The sequence below is a fragment of the uncultured Gilvimarinus sp. genome, from assembly GCF_963972205.1.
Taxonomy (GTDB): Bacteria; Pseudomonadota; Gammaproteobacteria; order Pseudomonadales; family Cellvibrionaceae; genus Gilvimarinus; species Gilvimarinus japonicus.
On the sequence record NZ_CAXAUC010000023.1, the window covers coordinates 1 to 18517 of the forward strand.

An 18517-nucleotide genomic window follows, 5' to 3' on the forward strand; every position below is an offset into this window, starting at 1 on the left:
TCCGTCATCCGTCATCCGTCATCCGTCATCCGTCATCCGTCATCCGTCATCCGTCCTCCGTCATCCCTTTCTCCTCCACCAGCTCGCCAATAGCGATCCAGACACGTTATGCCAAACCGAAAATAGCGCTCCCGGCATTGCCGCACTGGCGCTAAAAAACTGTTGCGCCAATGCCACGGCCAAACCGGAGTTTTGCATGCCCACCTCAATGGCGATGGTGCGGCAAGTCGCCTCATCAAACTTAAGCAGGCGCGCCAGCCAGTAGCCCGCCGTTAACCCTATGCTGTTGTGCAGCACCACGGCCACTAATACTAGCGCCCCAATGCTGGCCAATCGCCCGGCGTTTAACGCCACCACAATCGCAATAATCACGCTGATTAATATCACCGCGATACTGGCCAACGCCGGCTCAAGCCGTTTGATGCCAGCGGCAAAAAAGTGGTGTAGCAATACGCCCATTAATACTGGCGCCACAACAATTTTGGCAATACCCCACAGCATTCCTAACGTGTTGATCTCTACCGTGTTACGCAATAATAACCACGTTAGCAAAGGCGTTAAAACCACCGATGCCAGCGTCGCCGTTAACGTCATAGAAACTGACAACGCCACTCGCCCACCGGCCAACCAAGTAATGACATTCGACGCCGTGCCCCCGGCAACCGTGCCAACCAAAACCATGCCTGTGGTTAACTCAACGCTTAACCCCAGCAATCGGGACACCGCTAAAGCCGCCAGTGGCATCAGCGTAAATTGCAGTGCCAGCCCGAGCAGAATCGGTTTAGGCTCGCGCGCTACCCGGTAAAAATCGACCGAAGATAACGTCAGTCCCATGGCAAACATCACCAGCGCCAACAGCCAGGCAATGGCAGATGACAGCGGCGTAAACATTGCCGGAAAGTAAAAGCCCAGGGCGCCCAGTAAAATGGCCCATAGGGGAAAGAGGCGGTTGAACGTTTGAAGTAAAGGCATTGTTAGTGCTGGCTCGATGATGAGTAATCGGTAGGTGCGTCTTATGAGTGTGGTTACGTATGATGGCAGAAAAGCTTGGGTTTTTTTAGCGCCACAAGTCACCGGTCCCGCTCTGCGTTATCGGGCGAGTATTTCTTAATGTCGCATAGGTTTCGGAGAGTAGGGCTTCTCTGGGTGGTTGGGCGGCGGTGAGTCATTGCCGTATCTATTAATCTCGGCCAAGAGCTATGGTTGCGGTGCGGTATATTTGGCGATGATCTCTTCTCTAGATGTGGGCTTAGAAGAGCTTTTTGGGGCAGTAATGCCCTCAAGTTTTAGGCTGGCAACATAGTTAGCGGTGCGGGTTTGTCGGGTATAAGCCTGTTTGCGCTCTAAAGATACCGTTTTACTCATTTTAAGGATCCCGTTACATTTTGTGTGACTAATTTTAACGCAGATCGATAAACAGGCCGATAGGTTTAGTTACGGTTTGTGGGCAGTTGCGGGTAGAGCGGAATGATGAGGTTTCCGATGCTGGTAGCTATGCTGTAGGCGGCTACGGTTGATCATTTACAAAAGCTATGGTGGGAACATCGGGCGTGTTTAGCGCCTCGTGTTTTTATTGCCGCTATTTTAGCCGCTCAAGCCTCTCCTTTGAAAACCCTAGCCGTTGTTTATTCGATCCCTTTGCCTGGCCGGCGGACTTGGCTTCCCCAGGCAAGATGCTACCGCTCCGGTGGCGCAGGTGTGGCTTATTGGTTGGGTGGTTTGCATGTCTGCCCTGCTGTGTCATTATCGCTGTGTTGAACAGCGCGCCAGCCGCACAACCACAAGGACACGCCGCTATGGACATCAGCGATGCGCAGCAAGCGCGCTTACAAACCTTCGAATTAGTCGCCTACTGGGAGGGCGCCGCCAACAGCAGCCTGTTGGTTAAGCACTTTGGGCTTTCCCGCCAGCAGGCCAGTCAAGATATAAAACGCTACCTAGAATTAGCGCCTGATAATCTCAGCTATAACACCAGCCGTAAATGCCATCAGCCAGAGTCGGGCTTTAAACCGCTGTTTATTACCGGCTTGGCAGAGCAATACTTGGCTTGGCTGGCCCAGCCGCTGGCCATAGAAACACTCCCTATACACACATTAAGCTTACCCGCGCGCGGCGTCCCAGCGCCTTTAATGCGCTCCATTGTGCAGGCTATTCGCCACAATCAGCGGCTAGAGGTGGATTATGTATCGCTCACTAACCCCAACCGGCAAGGCCGGGTTATTGTCCCGCATGCGCTGGTACAAACCGGCCTGCGTTGGCACCTGCGCGCTTGGTGCGAACACAAAGAGCAATTTCGCGACTTTGTTTTAAGCCGTTTTCGTGGCGACGCCATTTTGTCCGGCCCCGCCGAGCAAAGTGCCGAGCTAGACAAGGCCTGGCAGACACAGGTAGAGCTTGTATTTGAGCCCGACCCACGTCTTGCTCCCGCCAAGCGCGACGTGATAGAGCACGACTACGACATGCAAGACGGCCAGTTAAAACTTACCACTCGCGCCTGTTTAGCTCACTACCTACTACAAGAAATGCGCATCAACCCCAAGGTTCTGGACGGTATGCCCGAGGCCCAGCAGTTAGTGTTGGTCAATTTTTCTGACATTAAAGAGTGGTTGTTTTGATGGTGACGGGGTGTGCTTGAGGGCTTTGTCAGAAATTCATACGGGTTATTTTTACAGTATTGTGTGTTACGGACGAGTGGGTAAGCTAATAAAAAATCACAAAGGTGGAGTTGAGCAATGGACGATTTATCGCCATCGGATTTGAAAACCATATTGCACTCAAAGCGGGCCAATATTTACTACCTGCAGTACTGCCGGGTCTTGGTAAATGGCGGACGGGTAGAGTATGTCACCGACGAGGGTAAAAAATCGCTCTACTGGAATATCCCCATTGCTAACACCACAACCGTGTTGCTGGGCACTGGTACGTCGGTGACTCAGGCGGCGATGCGCGAGTTAGCTAAGGCCGGTGTTTTGGTTGGTTTTTGCGGCGGTGGCGGCACGCCTTTGTTTAGCGCTAATGAGGTTGACGTGGACGTTGCTTGGTTTTCGCCGCAAAGCGAATACCGCCCGACTGAATATATGCAGGCGTGGGTGCAAATGTGGTTTAACGATGACTTGCGCCTGATGGCCGCCAAAGCCCTGCAGTTGTCGCGTTTAAACCGAATTGAGAGTGAATGGAATAAACGCGCTATAAAAGAGGCCGGTTTTTTGATCGAGCCCACTATGCTTGCCTCCATGCTAGAAAAAAGCCGAACCAACATTGAGGTGGCGCTCGATACCAATACGTTACTTACCGAAGAGGCACGTCTGACCAAGGCGCTGTTTAAGTTAGCTGTGAATACCGTGGGTTATGGTGGCTTTACCCGTGCCAAGCGCGGTACAGGCACCGATCCCGCCAATCGTTTTCTCGATCATGGCAATTATTTAGCTTACGGTTTGGGGGCAACCGCAACCTGGGTGCTTGGTTTACCTCACGGCTTGGCTGTTTTACACGGTAAAACTCGCCGAGGCGGTTTGGTGTTTGACTCCGCCGATTTAGTTAAAGACGCCGCAATACTGCCGCAGGCCTTTTTGTCGGCCATGCGTGGTGACGATGAGCAAGAGTTTCGCCGCAATTGTGTCGAATCGTTAACACGCAGTGAATCGCTGGATTTTATGATCGACACTCTTAAAGACATTGCTACCACCATTGGCCAAGATGGCAAGGCAAAGCCATGAATGTACTGTTGGTGTCTCAGTGTAATAAGCGTGCACTGGCCGAGACTCGCAGGATTCTCGATCAGTTTGCCGAGCGCCGGGGTGAGCGAACATGGCAAACACCTATTACCATGGAAGGGTTAAACACATTAAAAAAGCTGCTTAGAAAATCCGCAAGGCGTAATTCGGCGATCGCCTGCCACTGGATTCGCGGTAAAGACCACAGCGAGCTGATGTGGATTGTTGGTAACGCGTCCAAATTTAACAGTGAAGGGGCGGTTCCCACCAATACTACCGAGCGAAATATTCTGCGTTCAGAGTCTGAAAACGATTGGCATACCGGTGAAGATATACAGCTCTTAGCTCAATTGTCCGCTTTGTTGCACGATTTAGGAAAGGCCAGTGTTGCGTTTCAAAAAAAGCTAAGAGGCAAGTTAATTGAGAAAAACCTTTATCGCCATGAGTGGGTATCCCTGCGGTTATTTTTAGCGTTTGTGGGTGGCGATGATGACGCCACTTGGCTGCAGCGCTTGGCATCACCCACAAGCGCCGATGACAAAACCTGGCTTCAGGCCGGGCGCTATTGTCGCGATGGGCTGGATAACTGCGAGCCGCCTTTTAAAAACTTACCGCCTTTAGCGGCCGCCGTCGCTTGGTTGGTTGTTACCCATCATCGTTTACCGGTAAAACCAGTGATGGACGAGAAAGGTGTACAACACTATTTGGGTAAGCGGTCACCCGATTTTGGCGCAAGCGAGTTGCCTAGTTTACTGCAAAGCGTGAAGCACGATTGGAATGAGTTAAGGCAAATTAAATCAGAAGATGCCATAGCAACTTATTGGTCTATTCAGCAATTGCCCGTCAGCCTGCCTAAATGGCGCGAATCAGCAGCAAGGTTGGCGCTACGATTGCAGCGGCTTCTGGAGCGCCGACAAGACTATCGCTGGTTGGATAACCCCTATGTGATGCACTTATCCCGCTTGAGTTTGATGTTGGCCGACCACCATTATTCAGCCTTGCCAGCAGAGTCTAACCAGCGTGTTTCTGGCGACAAAAGCTACAAAGTTTACGCCAACACCGATAGCAGTCGAACACTCAAGCAGACGCTCGACGAGCACTTGTTAGGCGTTGCCAAGTTCTCTGGCGGTATTGTGAGAAGCTTGCCGGGGTTTGAGCGGTTTTTGCCAAGATTGGCTCGCCATAAAGGCCTTAAAAAGCGCAGTACAAATGAGCGTTTTCGTTGGCAAGATAGGGCCGCCGATGCGGCGTTGGCCGCTCGTGAAAAAGCGGCCGAGGAAGGGTGTTTTATCGTCAACATGGCCTCAACCGGCTGCGGTAAAACCTTGGCGAATGCGCGGATTTTAAATGCGCTATCAGCGCCAGACCTTGGTTTGCGCGCGACATTTGCGCTGGGGTTGAGAACCCTAACCCTGCAAACGGGCCGAAGCTATCGCAAAGATTTACATCTAAATGATGATGAGCTCGCCATTAAAGTAGGCGGCGCCGCCAGCCGCGAGCTATTTGAATATTACGAATCTCTCGCCGAAAGTACTGGTTCTGCGTCTATTCAAGAGCTAATGGAGGAAGACAGCCATGTGCTCTACGAAGGTCAGCACCTCGACCATCCGTTGCTCTCCAAGGTGATGTCCGATCCGCGCATTAGCTCATTGGTATCCGCCCCTATGTTGGTCTGTACCATCGATCATTTAATGCCCGCGACTGAGGCGCAAAGAGCTGGGCGCCAAATTGCCCCCATGTTGCGTTTAATGAGCAGCGACTTAGTACTGGATGAGCTGGATGATTTTGGCATGGACGATTTACCCGCACTCACACGCTTGGTTCACTGGGCAGGGCTGTTGGGTAGCCGGGTATTGTTATCATCGGCCACTATGCCACCCGCATTGGTCGAGGGTATGTTTAACGCCTATGCCGCAGGCCGCGCGCACTATTTGAAAAACCGAGGCGAGCACGGTGGGCAAGATATTTCTGAGCCGTTGGTGACCTGCCTGTGGGTGGACGAGAGCGTTAACCCACAATTACTGTCATGCGGTAGCAATGACTTTATGGCTCAGCATAAAGCGTTTGTCGAGCAGCGGGTTAAAAAGTTAACCGGCACGGTTAAAGCCAAAGGCGCTAACCGCAAAGGCGAGATACTACCACTCGATTTGCCTAGCGTAGAGAGCACCGATAAAGCCGACATTCACAAAGCTTTTGCAGAACCTGTGCTAAATGCCATTATCAACGCTCACGATAACAATCATGAATCCTGCCCCAACTCTGGTAAAAAAGTGAGCTTTGGTTTGGTGCGCATGGCAAATATCGAGCCGCTATTTCGCGTGGCGCAAGAGCTTTATAAAAACGGCGCCCCCAAGGGCTACCAAATACACTTGTGCGTGTATCACGCGCGCTTTCCGCTATTGCTGCGCTCCGAAATTGAACACCTGCTGGACAGCGTGCTAAACCGGCGCGACTTAACTGCGGTGTACGAGCGTGATGACATTCGAGAATTGATTGATGCGAGTGAACAGCCAAACCAACTGTTTGTGGTGCTCGGCTCCCCCGTCACAGAGGTCGGGCGCGACCATGACTATGACTGGGCCGTGGTAGAGCCCTCCTCCATGCGCTCACTGATTCAGTTGGCGGGCAGGGTGCAAAGGCATCGGCAAAAAATACCTGAACAGGCGAATATTTATCTTTTTGATACCAATCTGCGTCACTTTACCGAGCACCAGGGGGCCAGCGGTGCACCGAAACTGGTTTATGTAAGGCCCGGTTTTGAAGATAAACACAACGACAAGTTTCGCCTGAGTAATCACCGGTTAAGCCATTTATTGCGCGAGCCAGAGTATCGGCAAATTACCGCCTGCCCGCGCATTGTGCGCGGCGAACAGCCTCTTGAAAGTACAAACAGCTTAGTAGACTTAGAGCACGCCCGGCTAGAGGCGCTTATGCTGCCGCCTATGGCGCCAGAGCAGCCCAAACGGCGTGGCGGTAGGGCAGGAGGCGGGCAGAAAGAACTAACCGCCACCGAGTGCTGGCGCTACCCACAGGCAGGGTTAACTTGGGTGTTGCCCCAGCAACAGCCTTTTCGCAAACAAACCGGCGACGAGATGACGTTGGTGTTTTTGCCCGATGAAGATGAGGAGTGTTTGCTCCCCCACCGTATTCACGAAGAAGGTAAACGTGGGCAGCCAGATGTGTACGTCAGCGCCTCGCATATGGTGATGCCAATGGAGTGGTCTGATATACCCATGGGCGAGGGGATAACCGCCTGGGGAAGATTCGACTTACTGGCGCTACTTAAAGAGCAAGCCGATGCGCAGGGGGTGAGCCTGGAGCGCTGCGCCAAAAAGTTCACCACGGTGAACGTCATGGTGGGTAGCAAGGGCGTTGCTCAACAGTGGTGGTATCACCCGGCGCTTGGGCTGGGTAAGAAAAAATAACCGGGCCGAAGCCCGGTAAGTGCTGCCTGTGCGGCAGGTAACTGACCTTCAAGCGAAGTCATGCACTTTTCTAAGCTGCCTATACGGCAGAGCTGTGCGTGACGCTATTATAGCATTGGGAAAATATAATTCTAAGCGTAGTCATGCACTGGTTTTTTTTCTGTGACTTAGGGTATATATTGATCAGTAAGTAACCCAACCACTGTTGACGCAGTGGTTGGGTTTAAATGCAACTTGCCGGTTGATCGTCGGCCCCAAGCACAGGTTTGATGCGCTAAGGAGGATAGAGATATGTCTGACCAGCATATGACCAGAAGAGTCTGAACTGGTCTACACATCCCTGCAGCATGTTGCTGTGGGGATTCTACAGCTTTTAGGTCGGCTCAGTCGACTACAAACGCAAAAGGAGTTCTCACTATGCACGATAACGAGCAATCGTCGTCGCGTTCGGCGGTGTTTCGCCAGGCGATCACCGGTTTTGTCGATGAGCGATGCGATACCAAGTTAAATGGTTTAAGCGATGAAAAAGCCGCCGAAGTGGCGGCTAAGTACGACTACGATGTTTGGCTGGAAAGCGCGGCTAAACGTGTGTCACAAATTCAGGCGGTAACCCATATTACCAAGGCGACCCACCCGGACGCTAAAGGTAGCAGCCTGTATGTTTCCCCTGAATCCCTCCCCAACCGCCTAGAGGTCGGCACCCATATTCTGGGCAATTCGTTTGCCGAGGATGTCGTTGGTAACGCCGCTGCCTTGGACGTTTACAAATTCCTGAAACTGGAAGTTGAAGGGAAACGGCTGATTGAATGGTTCCAGCAAAACGATGCCGATGCGATCAGTGCCCTCCACTCGGATGCGGATACTGCTAGCGTTTGGGCGGATGCCTTTAAAGAGCTGGTTCGGCCGGCACAAAATTTATCCTCTCATACGATGGCCAAGCAGATTTATTGGTGCGCGGCAGACGACCCTACAGATGGTGCTAGCTTCCATTTGCTGCAGCCACTGTTTTCAAGTCCCCTTGCGCACGCCGTGCATATGGATATCAATGACGCCCGCTTTGGCGAGGTTAACAAGGCGGCCCGTCAGGCGCGCAGTAAAAAACAGCCGCACGATGGTGTTTACAGGGTGTACACCAATGTGGCTGAGCGCAAGCTGGGTGGCACTAAGCCTCAGAACATAAGCCAGTTAAACAGCGAGCGTGGCGGTGTGAATTATTTGTTGGCCTCGGCGCCGCCGCAATGGAAGCGTGAATGGGTGTGGAGTCCGTTAAATACGGATACAGCGTTCGCGCAGTTTTTTAAGCAGCGCGAAAATCGTGATTTACTCAATAAACTGATAAAGCTACTTAAAAATGACCCAGATGCGGTGATGGAAACTCGGCAACAACGTGAAGCTATTGAGCAAGCCTTAGGGCAGTCACTCGCCGCTTTTGGGGCAGAAACTCAGGCAAAAATGGAACCTGGTTGGACGCGTGATCCGGCGTGTCGATTACCCTTGTGCGAAAAAATCTGGCTGGATCAAGCCCGTGCCAGCCTGCCAGTCCGCGAAGAGCATAAAGAAGAGGACGAAGAGTTCCTGCGTGCGTTCGAGTGGAAAGACTGGCCCGATGAAGTCGCCAGTTTATTTGGTAACTGGGTCAATACTCGCTTAATGGACGAGGGCTTGCCGGTGGGTGATGCCGAACACGCGCACTGGGCGAAGCAGGCAATTGTAGATGCTGCCTGGTCGGCCACCATTCAGCGGCGCGCTACTAAGGCAAGCAAGGAGGTAGCTCATGTCTGATTGCCCGGAGTTTGATTATTTATTAGTAGTGCCGCATTTACGTGTGCAAAACGCCAATGCCATATCCAGCCCGCTGACTCATGGCTTTCCGGCCATGAGTGCTTTTATTGGTTTAATGTGGGCGCTGGAGCGCAAGGCCAAAGCTGCAGGGCTGGACTTGGACTTTAACGCCGTGGGTGTGGTGGCGCACGGTTGTGAAGAGCAAGCGGCAAGCGATGGTTTTGTTAGCGGCTTTCACCTAACTCGAAATCCCGTGGGTAAAGATGGAAAAACGGCCGCTATTGCTGAAGAAGGGCGAGTTCATTTGGATGTCAGTTTAGTATTTGCCATTGGCTGTGAGCTAATAAGCGATGCGGCTGAACAAAAAGCAATGGCTGACAAAGTGAAATCGCTGCTTGAATCCATGCGTATTGCCGGTGGCTCGGTTGTGCCCTCTCATCAACCGGTATGGCGCACTCAGCCCTATATGGCTGCCTTTACTGGCGACTATACGGGGCGCGAGAAAACCTTTAACCAGCTCAAAATGCGCCTATTACCGGGGTTTGTATTAACCGATCGGCAGGATGCATTAAGCGATGAGTATGAAGCGCTACGCCAGTTGAATAGCCAAACCACGCGGCTGGATGCACTTTTGTCTTTATCGCGCATTGACTATGCGTGGCAACCAGAAGAAGACGGTGCAGACAAAGGCGAGTGGGTCGCTACCCGCGCTTCGGGTAAAAAGCGATCCGGTTGGCTGGTGCCAATACCGGTAGGTTACGGCGCGCTAACGGAGTTACAAGACGCCGGTAGCGTAGTAAATGCCCGCGATAATACGACCCCCTTCCGCTTTGTGGAAAGCTTGTTCGGTATTGGCGAATGGCTAAGCCCGCACCGCTTGCAAAAGCCAGAGCAACTGTTGTGGTACGCCAATACCTGTGCGGATACCGGCACTTATCGCTGCTGCAATGATTACCAACCCACTGAAATTCTTGAATCTATTACCGACTAATACTTTAAAAGGATATTAACTATGGCTAATGAAACATTAAAAACCGCATCTGTTTTAGCTTTTGAGCGCAAACTGGATCCCTCCGATGCTTTGTTTTACGGCGGCGACTGGGATGATCAGGAACACAGCCAAAACTGGGAGCCTGTGAGTATTATTGAAAAATCGGTGCGGGGTACAATTTCTAATCGCTTGAAAACAAAAGATCAAGATCCGGCCAAGCTAGATGCCGCTATTGAAAACCCAAACTTGCAAACGGTTGATGTAGCGGCGTTGCCTGCAGGTTCCGATACCTTAAAAATCAGTTTTACTTTGCGGGTTTTGCCCGGTGCGGGCACCCCTTCAGCGTGCAATAGCGGTGAGTATCAAGACAAACTTCAGTCAGTTGTAAGCCAGTATGTATCGCAAGCCGGCTTTAGCACACTGGCGCAGCGTTACGCCGCCAACCTAGCCAATGGCCGGTTTTTATGGCGCAACCGCGTAGGGGCCGAAGAGGTAAAAGTTAACGTGGCCCGCATGACTAAAGGCAGTGCCAGTGAGACATGGAGCTTTAACGCTTTGGATGTATCGCTGCGCAGCTTCGATAACTTATCGACGGATGTTCAAGCCTTAGGTAAGGTAATCGAATCCGGCTTGAGCGGTGAGCAACATGTATTGTTGCACGTAACGGCCTTCGTGCGCATTGGTGCAGCGCAAGAGGTGTTCCCGTCGCAAGAACTGATTTTGGATCGAGGCCGCGGTGACAAAAGCAAAACCCTTTATCACGTGAAAGGTATTGCAGGCATCCACTCACAAAAGCTGGGTAATGCGATTCGCACGGTTGATACCTGGTACGAAGGCGCAGGCGAGCTAGGCCCAATTGCGGTAGAGCCCTATGGGTCTGTTACCACACAAGGCAAAGCCTATCGCCAGCCCAAACAAAAAATGGATTTCTATAACTTGCTGGACAGCTGGGTTCTTAAAGATAAAGAGCCTGAGACCGAGCAGCAGCATTTTGTCATGGCCACGCTTATTCGCGGTGGCGTATTTGGTGATGCGGGGTGATGTATGGATCATTACCAGGATATAACCATACTCCCCGACCCTGAATTCTCGTCCGCGTTGCTGATGGGTGCGCTATACAACAAGCTGCACCGTGCGTTAGTGGCATTAGCGGCGACCAACATCGGCGTAAGTTTTCCGCAGTATAGCGTTAAGCCCAAAGGCGTAGGAGCTATCTTACGTATACACAGTGATCAGGAGTCTCTTAATCAGCTGCAAAAGGCTGGGTGGTTAAAGGGCATGACGGACCACACAGGCGTGACGGATATTCTCCCGGTCCCCGGCGGAGTAACGCACAAGCTCGTAACACGACGGCAATTTAAAACCAACGTCGAGCGGCTGCGACGGCGCCGCATGAAGCGCAAAAGCGAAAGTTATGAAGCCGCGAGTGAGGCAATTCCCCAAGCTATTGAAAGGAAGCCTGATTTACCCTTTATAACGATCCGTAGCGCTAGTACTAGCCAGTCTTTTTGTTTGTTTATTGAGCAGAAAGATGCCCAAGAGGCCAAGGGTAGTGGTGCGTTTAACAGCTACGGCTTCAGCCAAACTACTACCGTGCCTTGGTTTTAACCCTATTTTTCACGTGATTTTTAAGTCCTTGTTTTTCAAGGGCTTTTTTCTGCCTCTTAAAATAGGGGTAAATAGCCAAAAAGCGCTAATGTTCTTTAAAAATCAGATACTTATTTTTATAATTGTCTGGTTCGCTGCCGCACAGGCAGCTAAGAAATTGCAGCTTCCACTGGTTCAGCAGATCATTGGGTTCGCTGCCGCACAGGCAGCTAAGAAATTTCATATCCTCTTGCCAGAGTAATTGCTCACGTTCGCTGCCGCACAGGCAGCTAAGAAAACTGGTTCAGCAGATCATTGGACAGGCTTGTCGTTCGCTGCCGCACAGGCAGCTAAGAAATTATCGCAATATGGTTCCTCGCCTGCACGGCAGTTCGCTGCCGCACAGGCAGCTAAGAAACGTGTTAACCGGCCAGACAATCTGGTCGGCTTGTTCGCTGCCGCACAGGCAGCTAAGAAAGGCACCGGGTAAGCCACTAACGATAGTAAACAGTTCGCTGCCGCACAGGCAGCTAAGAAAAAAAATAACATGGCAACATGTATACATTTGGCGTTCGCTGCCGCACAGGCAGCTAAGAAAGTATCGGGTAAGAAGCCGATTCTCTTGATTGCGTTCGCTGCCGCACAGGCAGCTAAGAAAGTCGCGGTTCGGGAGCCTTCGGCGATTTTCCCGTTCGCTGCCGCACAGGCAGCTAAGAAATAGACCGGCAACGACAAGTAAGGCGCCGATAAGTTCGCTGCCGCACAGGCAGCTAAGAAATAAAAGACGCGAACGGCACCGGCCTTGCAGAAGTTCGCTGCCGCACAGGCAGCTAAGAAAAAAGAGTCTCCCCACATATTATGCGCAACCTCGTTCGCTGCCGCACAGGCAGCTAAGAAAAGCAAATGATGGAAGACTTGGAGATCGAGACCGTTCGCTGCCGCACAGGCAGCTAAGAAATCCCCGACCACGGGATCTTCAATCTCAATCAGGTTCGCTGCCGCACAGGCAGCTAAGAAAGTATTGACGTTCTTATTTATGGTCTTTTTCAAGTTCGCTGCCGCACAGGCAGCTAAGAAACGCGAGACAGCAAACGAAACGATACGCCAAAAGTTCGCTGCCGCACAGGCAGCTAAGAAAAATCCCACCGGAGGCCACATGTTAACCCGATGGTTCGCTGCCGCACAGGCAGCTAAGAAAAATTCACCGCGCGGCACAAACTTCCACTTCTCGTTCGCTGCCGCACAGGCAGCTAAGAAACACAGGCTAACACGCAACACGGCGCGCTTAGGGTTCGCTGCCGCACAGGCAGCTAAGAAAATTGCATTGTTTAAGTTGCGGTTAAATGTAGCGTTCGCTGCCGCACAGGCAGCTAAGAAACCCCAGACCCCCAAGGCTTTGTTCCAGAATCCGTTCGCTGCCGCACAGGCAGCTAAGAAACTATTCTCAACATAGATTCCAGCGGCATCGTTGTTCGCTGCCGCACAGGCAGCTAAGAAATGTGGACTGCTAACGCGGACGTGCTTGCGACCGTTCGCTGCCGCACAGGCAGCTAAGAAACGTTCCCGCTGTTAGTGCGGCTGGCAGGTCACGTTCGCTGCCGCACAGGCAGCTAAGAAAAAACGAGTTTCTTTTGGTCTGCCCCAAGTCGAGTTCGCTGCCGCACAGGCAGCTAAGAAAGAGACGTTCTATAGTTTTTCGGATGGCGCGTCGTTCGCTGCCGCACAGGCAGCTAAGAAATTAAGTTACTACGCATCCAAAGATTACTCCGGGTTCGCTGCCGCACAGGCAGCTAAGAAATCTTTGCCCGCATACATAACGGTCGGGTCGAAGTTCGCTGCCGCACAGGCAGCTAAGAAATCTTCAGTTAGGACTTGGATGCCCTCCCCGAAGTTCGCTGCCGCACAGGCAGCTAAGAAAGGCCGCACCACGCGCAGAGCGATCAGCGCGATGTTCGCTGCCGCACAGGCAGCTAAGAAATTGATATGTGCCCGAGAAAGGCTGTTTGGAGTGTTCGCTGCCGCACAGGCAGCTAAGAAAAACGGCGGCAAGTCCCACCCGGACCGCCAAAAGTTCGCTGCCGCACAGGCAGCTAAGAAACGATTAACCATTGACGGCAATCCTTCCCGTGTTGTTCGCTGCCGCACAGGCAGCTAAGAAATACACGCCCGACAAAACGTATCAGCTACTAAAGTTCGCTGCCGCACAGGCAGCTAAGAAAATGACAGTGTCACCGCTGCGCTTCGAAACGGTGTTCGCTGCCGCACAGGCAGCTAAGAAACGAATAAGTAAAAAAGTTAGCACCACCCCCATGTTCGCTGCCGCACAGGCAGCTAAGAAAGCAAGGCTGAGGCGTATCTGGCTGACCTTAAAGTTCGCTGCCGCACAGGCAGCTAAGAAAGCGTAAAATCCGCTTAAATTCACATCTAACGTGTTCGCTGCCGCACAGGCAGCTAAGAAATAGCGTTAACGGCGCCATGTTTTTTACGGTTGGTTCGCTGCCGCACAGGCAGCTAAGAAAATTAACGGCGCGTGCTCGCTAAACGGTGTTGGGTTCGCTGCCGCACAGGCAGCTAAGAAATCCACGGCAGCGCCCGGAAAGCGCGCGAGCAAGTTCGCTGCCGCACAGGCAGCTAAGAAAAACCTGTGACGCATCGGGGCCGGTGCGAATTTGTTCGCTGCCGCACAGGCAGCTAAGAAATCGCCTTAACTTTGAAGAAAAAATCATACTCAGTTCGCTGCCGCACAGGCAGCTAAGAAAAGCAAATGATGGAAGATTTGGAGATAGAAACCGTTCGCTGCCGCACAGGCAGCTAAGAAAACACAGCCTTTCGCGGGCACAGATCAAGATGCGTTCGCTGCCGCACAGGCAGCTAAGAAATGCCCGCCCCCGCCCGCCGGGCCTTGGAGATAGTTCGCTGCCGCACAGGCAGCTAAGAAAGGCACTGTGAGCCGCGCAAGCGAGGTGCAGAAGTTCGCTGCCGCACAGGCAGCTAAGAAAAATGACTGGCAGCCGGTGGAACTAAAGGGTGTGTTCGCTGCCGCACAGGCAGCTAAGAAAACAATAGGGGTGCCACTCGAATGTTACACCCTGTTCGCTGCCGCACAGGCAGCTAAGAAATCCAACAACTCAGGCGCGGCGGCGATTAGGTGGTTCGCTGCCGCACAGGCAGCTAAGAAATCCGTCAGATGACGCCAGTGCCTCCTCAACAAGTTCGCTGCCGCACAGGCAGCTAAGAAATGACGTTAAGATTTAGCGGGGATGCTTAACAAGTTCGCTGCCGCACAGGCAGCTAAGAAAATAAACAATCCTAAACAAAACACTAGGCTAGAGTTCGCTGCCGCACAGGCAGCTAAGAAAATAGCTGCTATCACACCCCGTGTCAATCTCATGTTCGCTGCCGCACAGGCAGCTAAGAAATTCACGAACGCTTTGCAGACCCTGCCGTGGTCGTTCGCTGCCGCACAGGCAGCTAAGAAAGCTCTCGCTGATAATTTTTTGCGTTTCGTTATGTTCGCTGCCGCACAGGCAGCTAAGAAACTTTACAGGCGGGTAGGTGGTCAAGGTAATTGGTTCGCTGCCGCACAGGCAGCTAAGAAAACATAGGGATTGAATGACCATCGTATAGCGTGGTTCGCTGCCGCACAGGCAGCTAAGAAAGTCTGCCCGTAGCTGGATTTTAACAGGGTAGTGTTCGCTGCCGCACAGGCAGCTAAGAAAGTTATACCATTGTCGATAAAGCCACTGAAAAAGTTCGCTGCCGCACAGGCAGCTAAGAAAGCCGCGAGACTGTCCCGAGCCGGAGCCGATATGTTCGCTGCCGCACAGGCAGCTAAGAAAAAAGGCAACGCCCCTAACCAGCGCGAGGGCTAGTTCGCTGCCGCACAGGCAGCTAAGAAACCGCGGGTAACCGCGTCTTTAACGCGGCGCTTTGTTCGCTGCCGCACAGGCAGCTAAGAAAAATAGCGTGATGCGCACAAAAACCCGCGTAGTGTTCGCTGCCGCACAGGCAGCTAAGAAAACTTTCGTGCGCTGTGGCTTGTTGACGTTAATGTTCGCTGCCGCACAGGCAGCTAAGAAAGAAGCGAACACCACGGACTACGAGGGCCGCCCGTTCGCTGCCGCACAGGCAGCTAAGAAATGCGCAAACCCCTAGAACCTATCACGCCCACGGTTCGCTGCCGCACAGGCAGCTAAGAAAGTGACCCCTGCGCGCCAGCGGTTGGCGGCGGCGTTCGCTGCCGCACAGGCAGCTAAGAAATGGTGTCCGGCGCGCGCCATTTGCTCCGCCACGTTCGCTGCCGCACAGGCAGCTAAGAAATGACCACCATGACCAGAGTAGTAATAGCAAGGGTTCGCTGCCGCACAGGCAGCTAAGAAATGCGGTTGAAAATAAATTCGCTCGCGTATGCCGTTCGCTGCCGCACAGGCAGCTAAGAAACTACATTCTCACAGGCAAGGGTCTACCAAAGATGTTCGCTGCCGCACAGGCAGCTAAGAAAAGTGGCCCGAGGTCATTCCTCGTGGTCGTGCCGTTCGCTGCCGCACAGGCAGCTAAGAAAGCGATAGCTTTCTCTGTCAGATACACAGCCGAGTTCGCTGCCGCACAGGCAGCTAAGAAATGGGCGGCGAAGGTGGTGGATCGCCTCATGGAGTTCGCTGCCGCACAGGCAGCTAAGAAAAACTGACGCGTAAGTTATTGATTCTTCTAATAGTTCGCTGCCGCACAGGCAGCTAAGAAAATTTCGTAGCCAGTTATTTCCAATCGGGCTGTGTTCGCTGCCGCACAGGCATCTAAAAAATCACTACCGTAAAAGCCGTCGCCACCTAGTAGTTACTCGTCACATATAAATACGAAAAATAAGGTGACTTTACCTCTCGTTAAAAAGGCACCGGAAACTGCTTATGCACATCCGCAATATCACTTAACGCGCTTTCACTTAACGTTAACTCAAACGCATCGATATTCTCTTTAAGCTGCTTTAGGTTGGTGGCGCCGATGATGGTGGAGGTGACGCCATCGACTTGGTTACACCAGGCGAGCGCGAGTTGTGCTGGGGTGAGGCCGTGTTTGTGTGCGACGTCCAGATAAGCTGTGACGGCGGCGTTGCTTTGTTCGGTGTCGCGAAATAGGCCGTTGCGTTGTATTAAGTTCCAGCGGGCGCCTTGGGGGCGTGCGCCGTTTAAGTATTTGCCGGTAAGGGCGCCGGTGGCAAGTGGCGACCAGGGCAGGTAGGCCACTTGCTGGTGTACGCAGCTTTCGATTAAAAACGGCCAGTCGCGGGTTTGCAGCAAGTTAAATTCATTTTGGATGGCGGTGACGCGGGTGAGGTTGTGCTTCTCGCTTAAGCGGATGTATTCGTTAATGCCCCAAGGGGTGTCGTTGGATAAACCAAAATGGCGAATTTTGCCGCTCTTTACACTCTCGTCCAGCGCTTGCAGTATTTCTAACATTTGCGCTGAGTGTGCGGCGGTGTCTACATCGCTAAAGCTGATACGGCCGGGCGCGTGTTTGCCAAAGTGCGGCGAGGTGCGGTTGGGCCAGTGCAGTTGGTAGAGGTCGATGTAGTCGGTTTGCAGACGGGCGAGAGAGTCGTCTATCGCGGCTAACACTGTCTCGCCAGTAATGTCTTGGGCATCGCGAATGTGTTTTAGGCCGTTGCCGGCTATTTTGGAGGCGAGAATAAATTCATCCCGGCGCGATGGGTTGGCGGCTAGCCAATTACCGATCATGGTCTCGGTGGTGCCATAGGTGTCAGCGCTGGGGGGCACGGCGTACATTTCGGCGGTGTCGATAAAGTTGATGCCTTGGTTTAGGGCGTACTCGATTTGCGCATTGGCATCAGCCTGATTATTTTGCTTGCCCCAGGTCATGGTGCCTAGACAGGCTCGTGACACTTTGAGGCCGCTGTAGCCGAGAGTGCTGTATTGCATTGGGTTGGCTCCGGTTGTAGAGGGTCGGTTGGGGGTTATTATGGGGGCTGATTCGCGGAATCTCTAGGCTCGATTTGTTGCGTGTTGAGTCGGGCGCGGGCTGGCTGGGTTGTACCGGTAATACTTGATGCCGAGGCGATAAAAGTTTTGCAAAAAAGGTCGCCTGAAGGTCGTATCGCCGTTAGAATTGTATGATATATTGCCGGTGCGACTTATTTTTAAATGTGAATACTGGGAACCCCTCTTTGTCTGATATTACGTTGCTTCAGCTTATTCTTGCCAATTTGGCCCTGATCGCGGGGGCGTGCCTGCAAGGCGTGGCGGGCTATGGCATTGGTACACTGTCGGCACCTTTGATGTTTTTGATTAGCCCGGCATTTTTGCCGGGGGTGATGATTATCAACGCGGTGGTGCTGACTGTGCTGATGCTGGTACGCAATCACCAAAGCTTAAGCTTTAGGCCGGTGCGCTATGCGATTGTGGGCAATGTTGTGGGTACGGCGCTGGCTGCAGTAACACTGGCTTTTTTGACCGCGCAGGGCTTTGAGCTGGCGTTTGGCGTGCTTATTTTACTGGCGGTGGGCATGAGTGTGATGGGGCTTAAACCGAGCCTGTCGGCGCGCAACAGTATGCTGGCTGGTGGTGCGTCGGGTTATATGGGGACGATTACCGCCGTGGGCGGGCCGCCCATCGCACTGATTTACCAGAACGAAACCGGGCCTTTGGTGCGGGCGAATTTGTCGGCGTTTTTCTTATTTGCCAGCTGTGCCAGTATTGTAGCTTTGGCGCCTGCGGGGTATATCGGCAAAGATGAGCTAAAGCTGGTGTTGATGACATGCCCCGGCGTGTTTATCGGGTTTTGGTTGTCTGGCCATCTGGTAAACCGTTTGCCCTTTCATGCGTTGCGGCCGATTATTTTATCGGTTGCGGCCATTGCCGGTGTGGCGGCGGTAGTGCGTGGGGTATTGACGTATTAAGGGAGCGTCGAGTGCGCAAGCGCTTGACGAGATTCTTTTGGGCGTTGCAATATTTCCGTTATCCGTTATCCGTTATCCGTTATCCGTTATCCGTTATCCGTTATCCGTT

General features: G+C 52.6%; 11 protein-coding genes and 1 CRISPR repeat array. Of the genes, 8 read left to right on the forward strand and 3 right to left on the reverse strand.

The annotated features are described in order from the left end of the window. Positions 1-60 precede the first annotated feature (60 nt). Together AACY82_RS17395 and AACY82_RS17400 are read right to left on the reverse strand one after the other, a co-directional pair. A complete protein-coding gene (locus AACY82_RS17395; protein WP_339618125.1) occupies positions 61-972 on the reverse strand; it encodes a bile acid:sodium symporter family protein in 912 nt (303 codons plus the stop codon). A gap of 225 nt (positions 973-1197) precedes the next feature. Continuing rightward, the gene (locus tag AACY82_RS17400; RefSeq protein WP_339618126.1) at positions 1198-1365 is read right to left on the reverse strand and encodes a YhfG family protein; all 168 of its coding nucleotides are present in this window, start codon (positions 1363-1365) and stop codon (positions 1198-1200) included. Between the two features lie 431 nt (positions 1366-1796). On the opposite strand from AACY82_RS17400, the gene AACY82_RS17405 reads away from it, so the two are divergent. The 7 genes from AACY82_RS17405 to cas6f all read left to right on the forward strand — a co-directional run bounded on the left by AACY82_RS17405 (position 1797) and on the right by cas6f (position 11519). Continuing rightward, a complete protein-coding gene (locus AACY82_RS17405) occupies positions 1797-2615 on the forward strand; it encodes a WYL domain-containing protein (RefSeq protein WP_339618127.1) in 819 nt (272 codons plus the stop codon). 117 nt (positions 2616-2732) lie between these two features. Further along, positions 2733-3716 (forward strand): type I-F CRISPR-associated endonuclease Cas1f, encoded by a 984-nt coding sequence (cas1f, locus tag AACY82_RS17410; RefSeq protein ID WP_339618128.1) that lies wholly within the window; start codon positions 2733-2735, stop codon positions 3714-3716. After that, positions 3713-7138 carry a type I-F CRISPR-associated helicase Cas3f gene (cas3f, locus tag AACY82_RS17415; RefSeq protein WP_339618129.1) on the forward strand — a complete coding sequence of 1142 codons (3426 nt, stop codon included), beginning with the start codon at positions 3713-3715 and terminating at the stop codon, positions 7136-7138. The genes cas1f and cas3f overlap by 4 nt, the downstream gene beginning before the upstream one ends. A 417-nt stretch (positions 7139-7555) precedes the next feature. After that, positions 7556-8920 carry a type I-F CRISPR-associated protein Csy1 gene (csy1, locus tag AACY82_RS17420; RefSeq protein WP_339618130.1) on the forward strand — a complete coding sequence of 455 codons (1365 nt, stop codon included), beginning with the start codon at positions 7556-7558 and terminating at the stop codon, positions 8918-8920. Beyond that, positions 8913-9911, forward strand: coding sequence for a type I-F CRISPR-associated protein Csy2 (csy2, locus tag AACY82_RS17425; RefSeq protein ID WP_339618131.1), 999 nt, complete (start codon positions 8913-8915; stop codon positions 9909-9911). Before csy1 ends, csy2 begins: the two co-directional genes overlap by 8 nt. Positions 9912-9932: 21 nt before the next feature. Further along, positions 9933-10952 (forward strand): type I-F CRISPR-associated protein Csy3, encoded by a 1020-nt coding sequence (gene csy3, locus AACY82_RS17430; RefSeq protein WP_339618132.1) that lies wholly within the window; start codon positions 9933-9935, stop codon positions 10950-10952. 3 nt (positions 10953-10955) lie between these two features. Beyond that, positions 10956-11519 carry a type I-F CRISPR-associated endoribonuclease Cas6/Csy4 gene (cas6f, locus tag AACY82_RS17435; RefSeq protein ID WP_339618133.1) on the forward strand — a complete coding sequence of 188 codons (564 nt, stop codon included), beginning with the start codon at positions 10956-10958 and terminating at the stop codon, positions 11517-11519. Between the two features lie 129 nt (positions 11520-11648). Further along, positions 11649-16299: a CRISPR direct-repeat array (repeat unit 28 nt; unit sequence GTTCGCTGCCGCACAGGCAGCTAAGAAA). Between the two features lie 79 nt (positions 16300-16378). Here cas6f and AACY82_RS17440 read toward each other — a convergent pair. After that, positions 16379-17431, reverse strand: a complete 1053-nt coding sequence (locus AACY82_RS17440; RefSeq protein ID WP_339618134.1) for an aldo/keto reductase — start codon at positions 17429-17431, stop codon at positions 16379-16381. Positions 17432-17676: 245 nt separating this feature from the next. Here AACY82_RS17440 and AACY82_RS17445 point away from each other — a divergent pair, with 245 nt between their 5' ends. Then, the gene (locus AACY82_RS17445; protein ID WP_339618135.1) at positions 17677-18408 is read left to right on the forward strand and encodes a sulfite exporter TauE/SafE family protein; all 732 of its coding nucleotides are present in this window, start codon (positions 17677-17679) and stop codon (positions 18406-18408) included. Positions 18409-18517 lie beyond the last annotated feature (109 nt).

Bases quoted from the DNA above. Each gene is read 5' to 3' on its own strand.
- cas1f (WP_339618128.1), top strand. From the start codon at position 2,733: ATGGACGATTTATCGCCATCGGATTTGAAAACCATATTGCACTCAAAG.
- AACY82_RS17395 (WP_339618125.1), bottom strand. From the start codon at position 972: ATGCCTTTACTTCAAACGTTCAACCGCCTCTTTCCCCTATGGGCCATT.
- AACY82_RS17440 (WP_339618134.1), bottom strand. From the start codon at position 17,431: ATGCAATACAGCACTCTCGGCTACAGCGGCCTCAAAGTGTCACGAGCC.
- csy1 (WP_339618130.1), top strand. From the start codon at position 7,556: ATGCACGATAACGAGCAATCGTCGTCGCGTTCGGCGGTGTTTCGCCAG.
- csy2 (WP_339618131.1), top strand. From the start codon at position 8,913: ATGTCTGATTGCCCGGAGTTTGATTATTTATTAGTAGTGCCGCATTTA.
- cas6f (WP_339618133.1), top strand. From the start codon at position 10,956: ATGGATCATTACCAGGATATAACCATACTCCCCGACCCTGAATTCTCG.
- AACY82_RS17405 (WP_339618127.1), top strand. From the start codon at position 1,797: ATGGACATCAGCGATGCGCAGCAAGCGCGCTTACAAACCTTCGAATTA.
- AACY82_RS17400 (WP_339618126.1), bottom strand. From the start codon at position 1,365: ATGAGTAAAACGGTATCTTTAGAGCGCAAACAGGCTTATACCCGACAA.
- cas3f (WP_339618129.1), top strand. From the start codon at position 3,713: ATGAATGTACTGTTGGTGTCTCAGTGTAATAAGCGTGCACTGGCCGAG.
- csy3 (WP_339618132.1), top strand. From the start codon at position 9,933: ATGGCTAATGAAACATTAAAAACCGCATCTGTTTTAGCTTTTGAGCGC.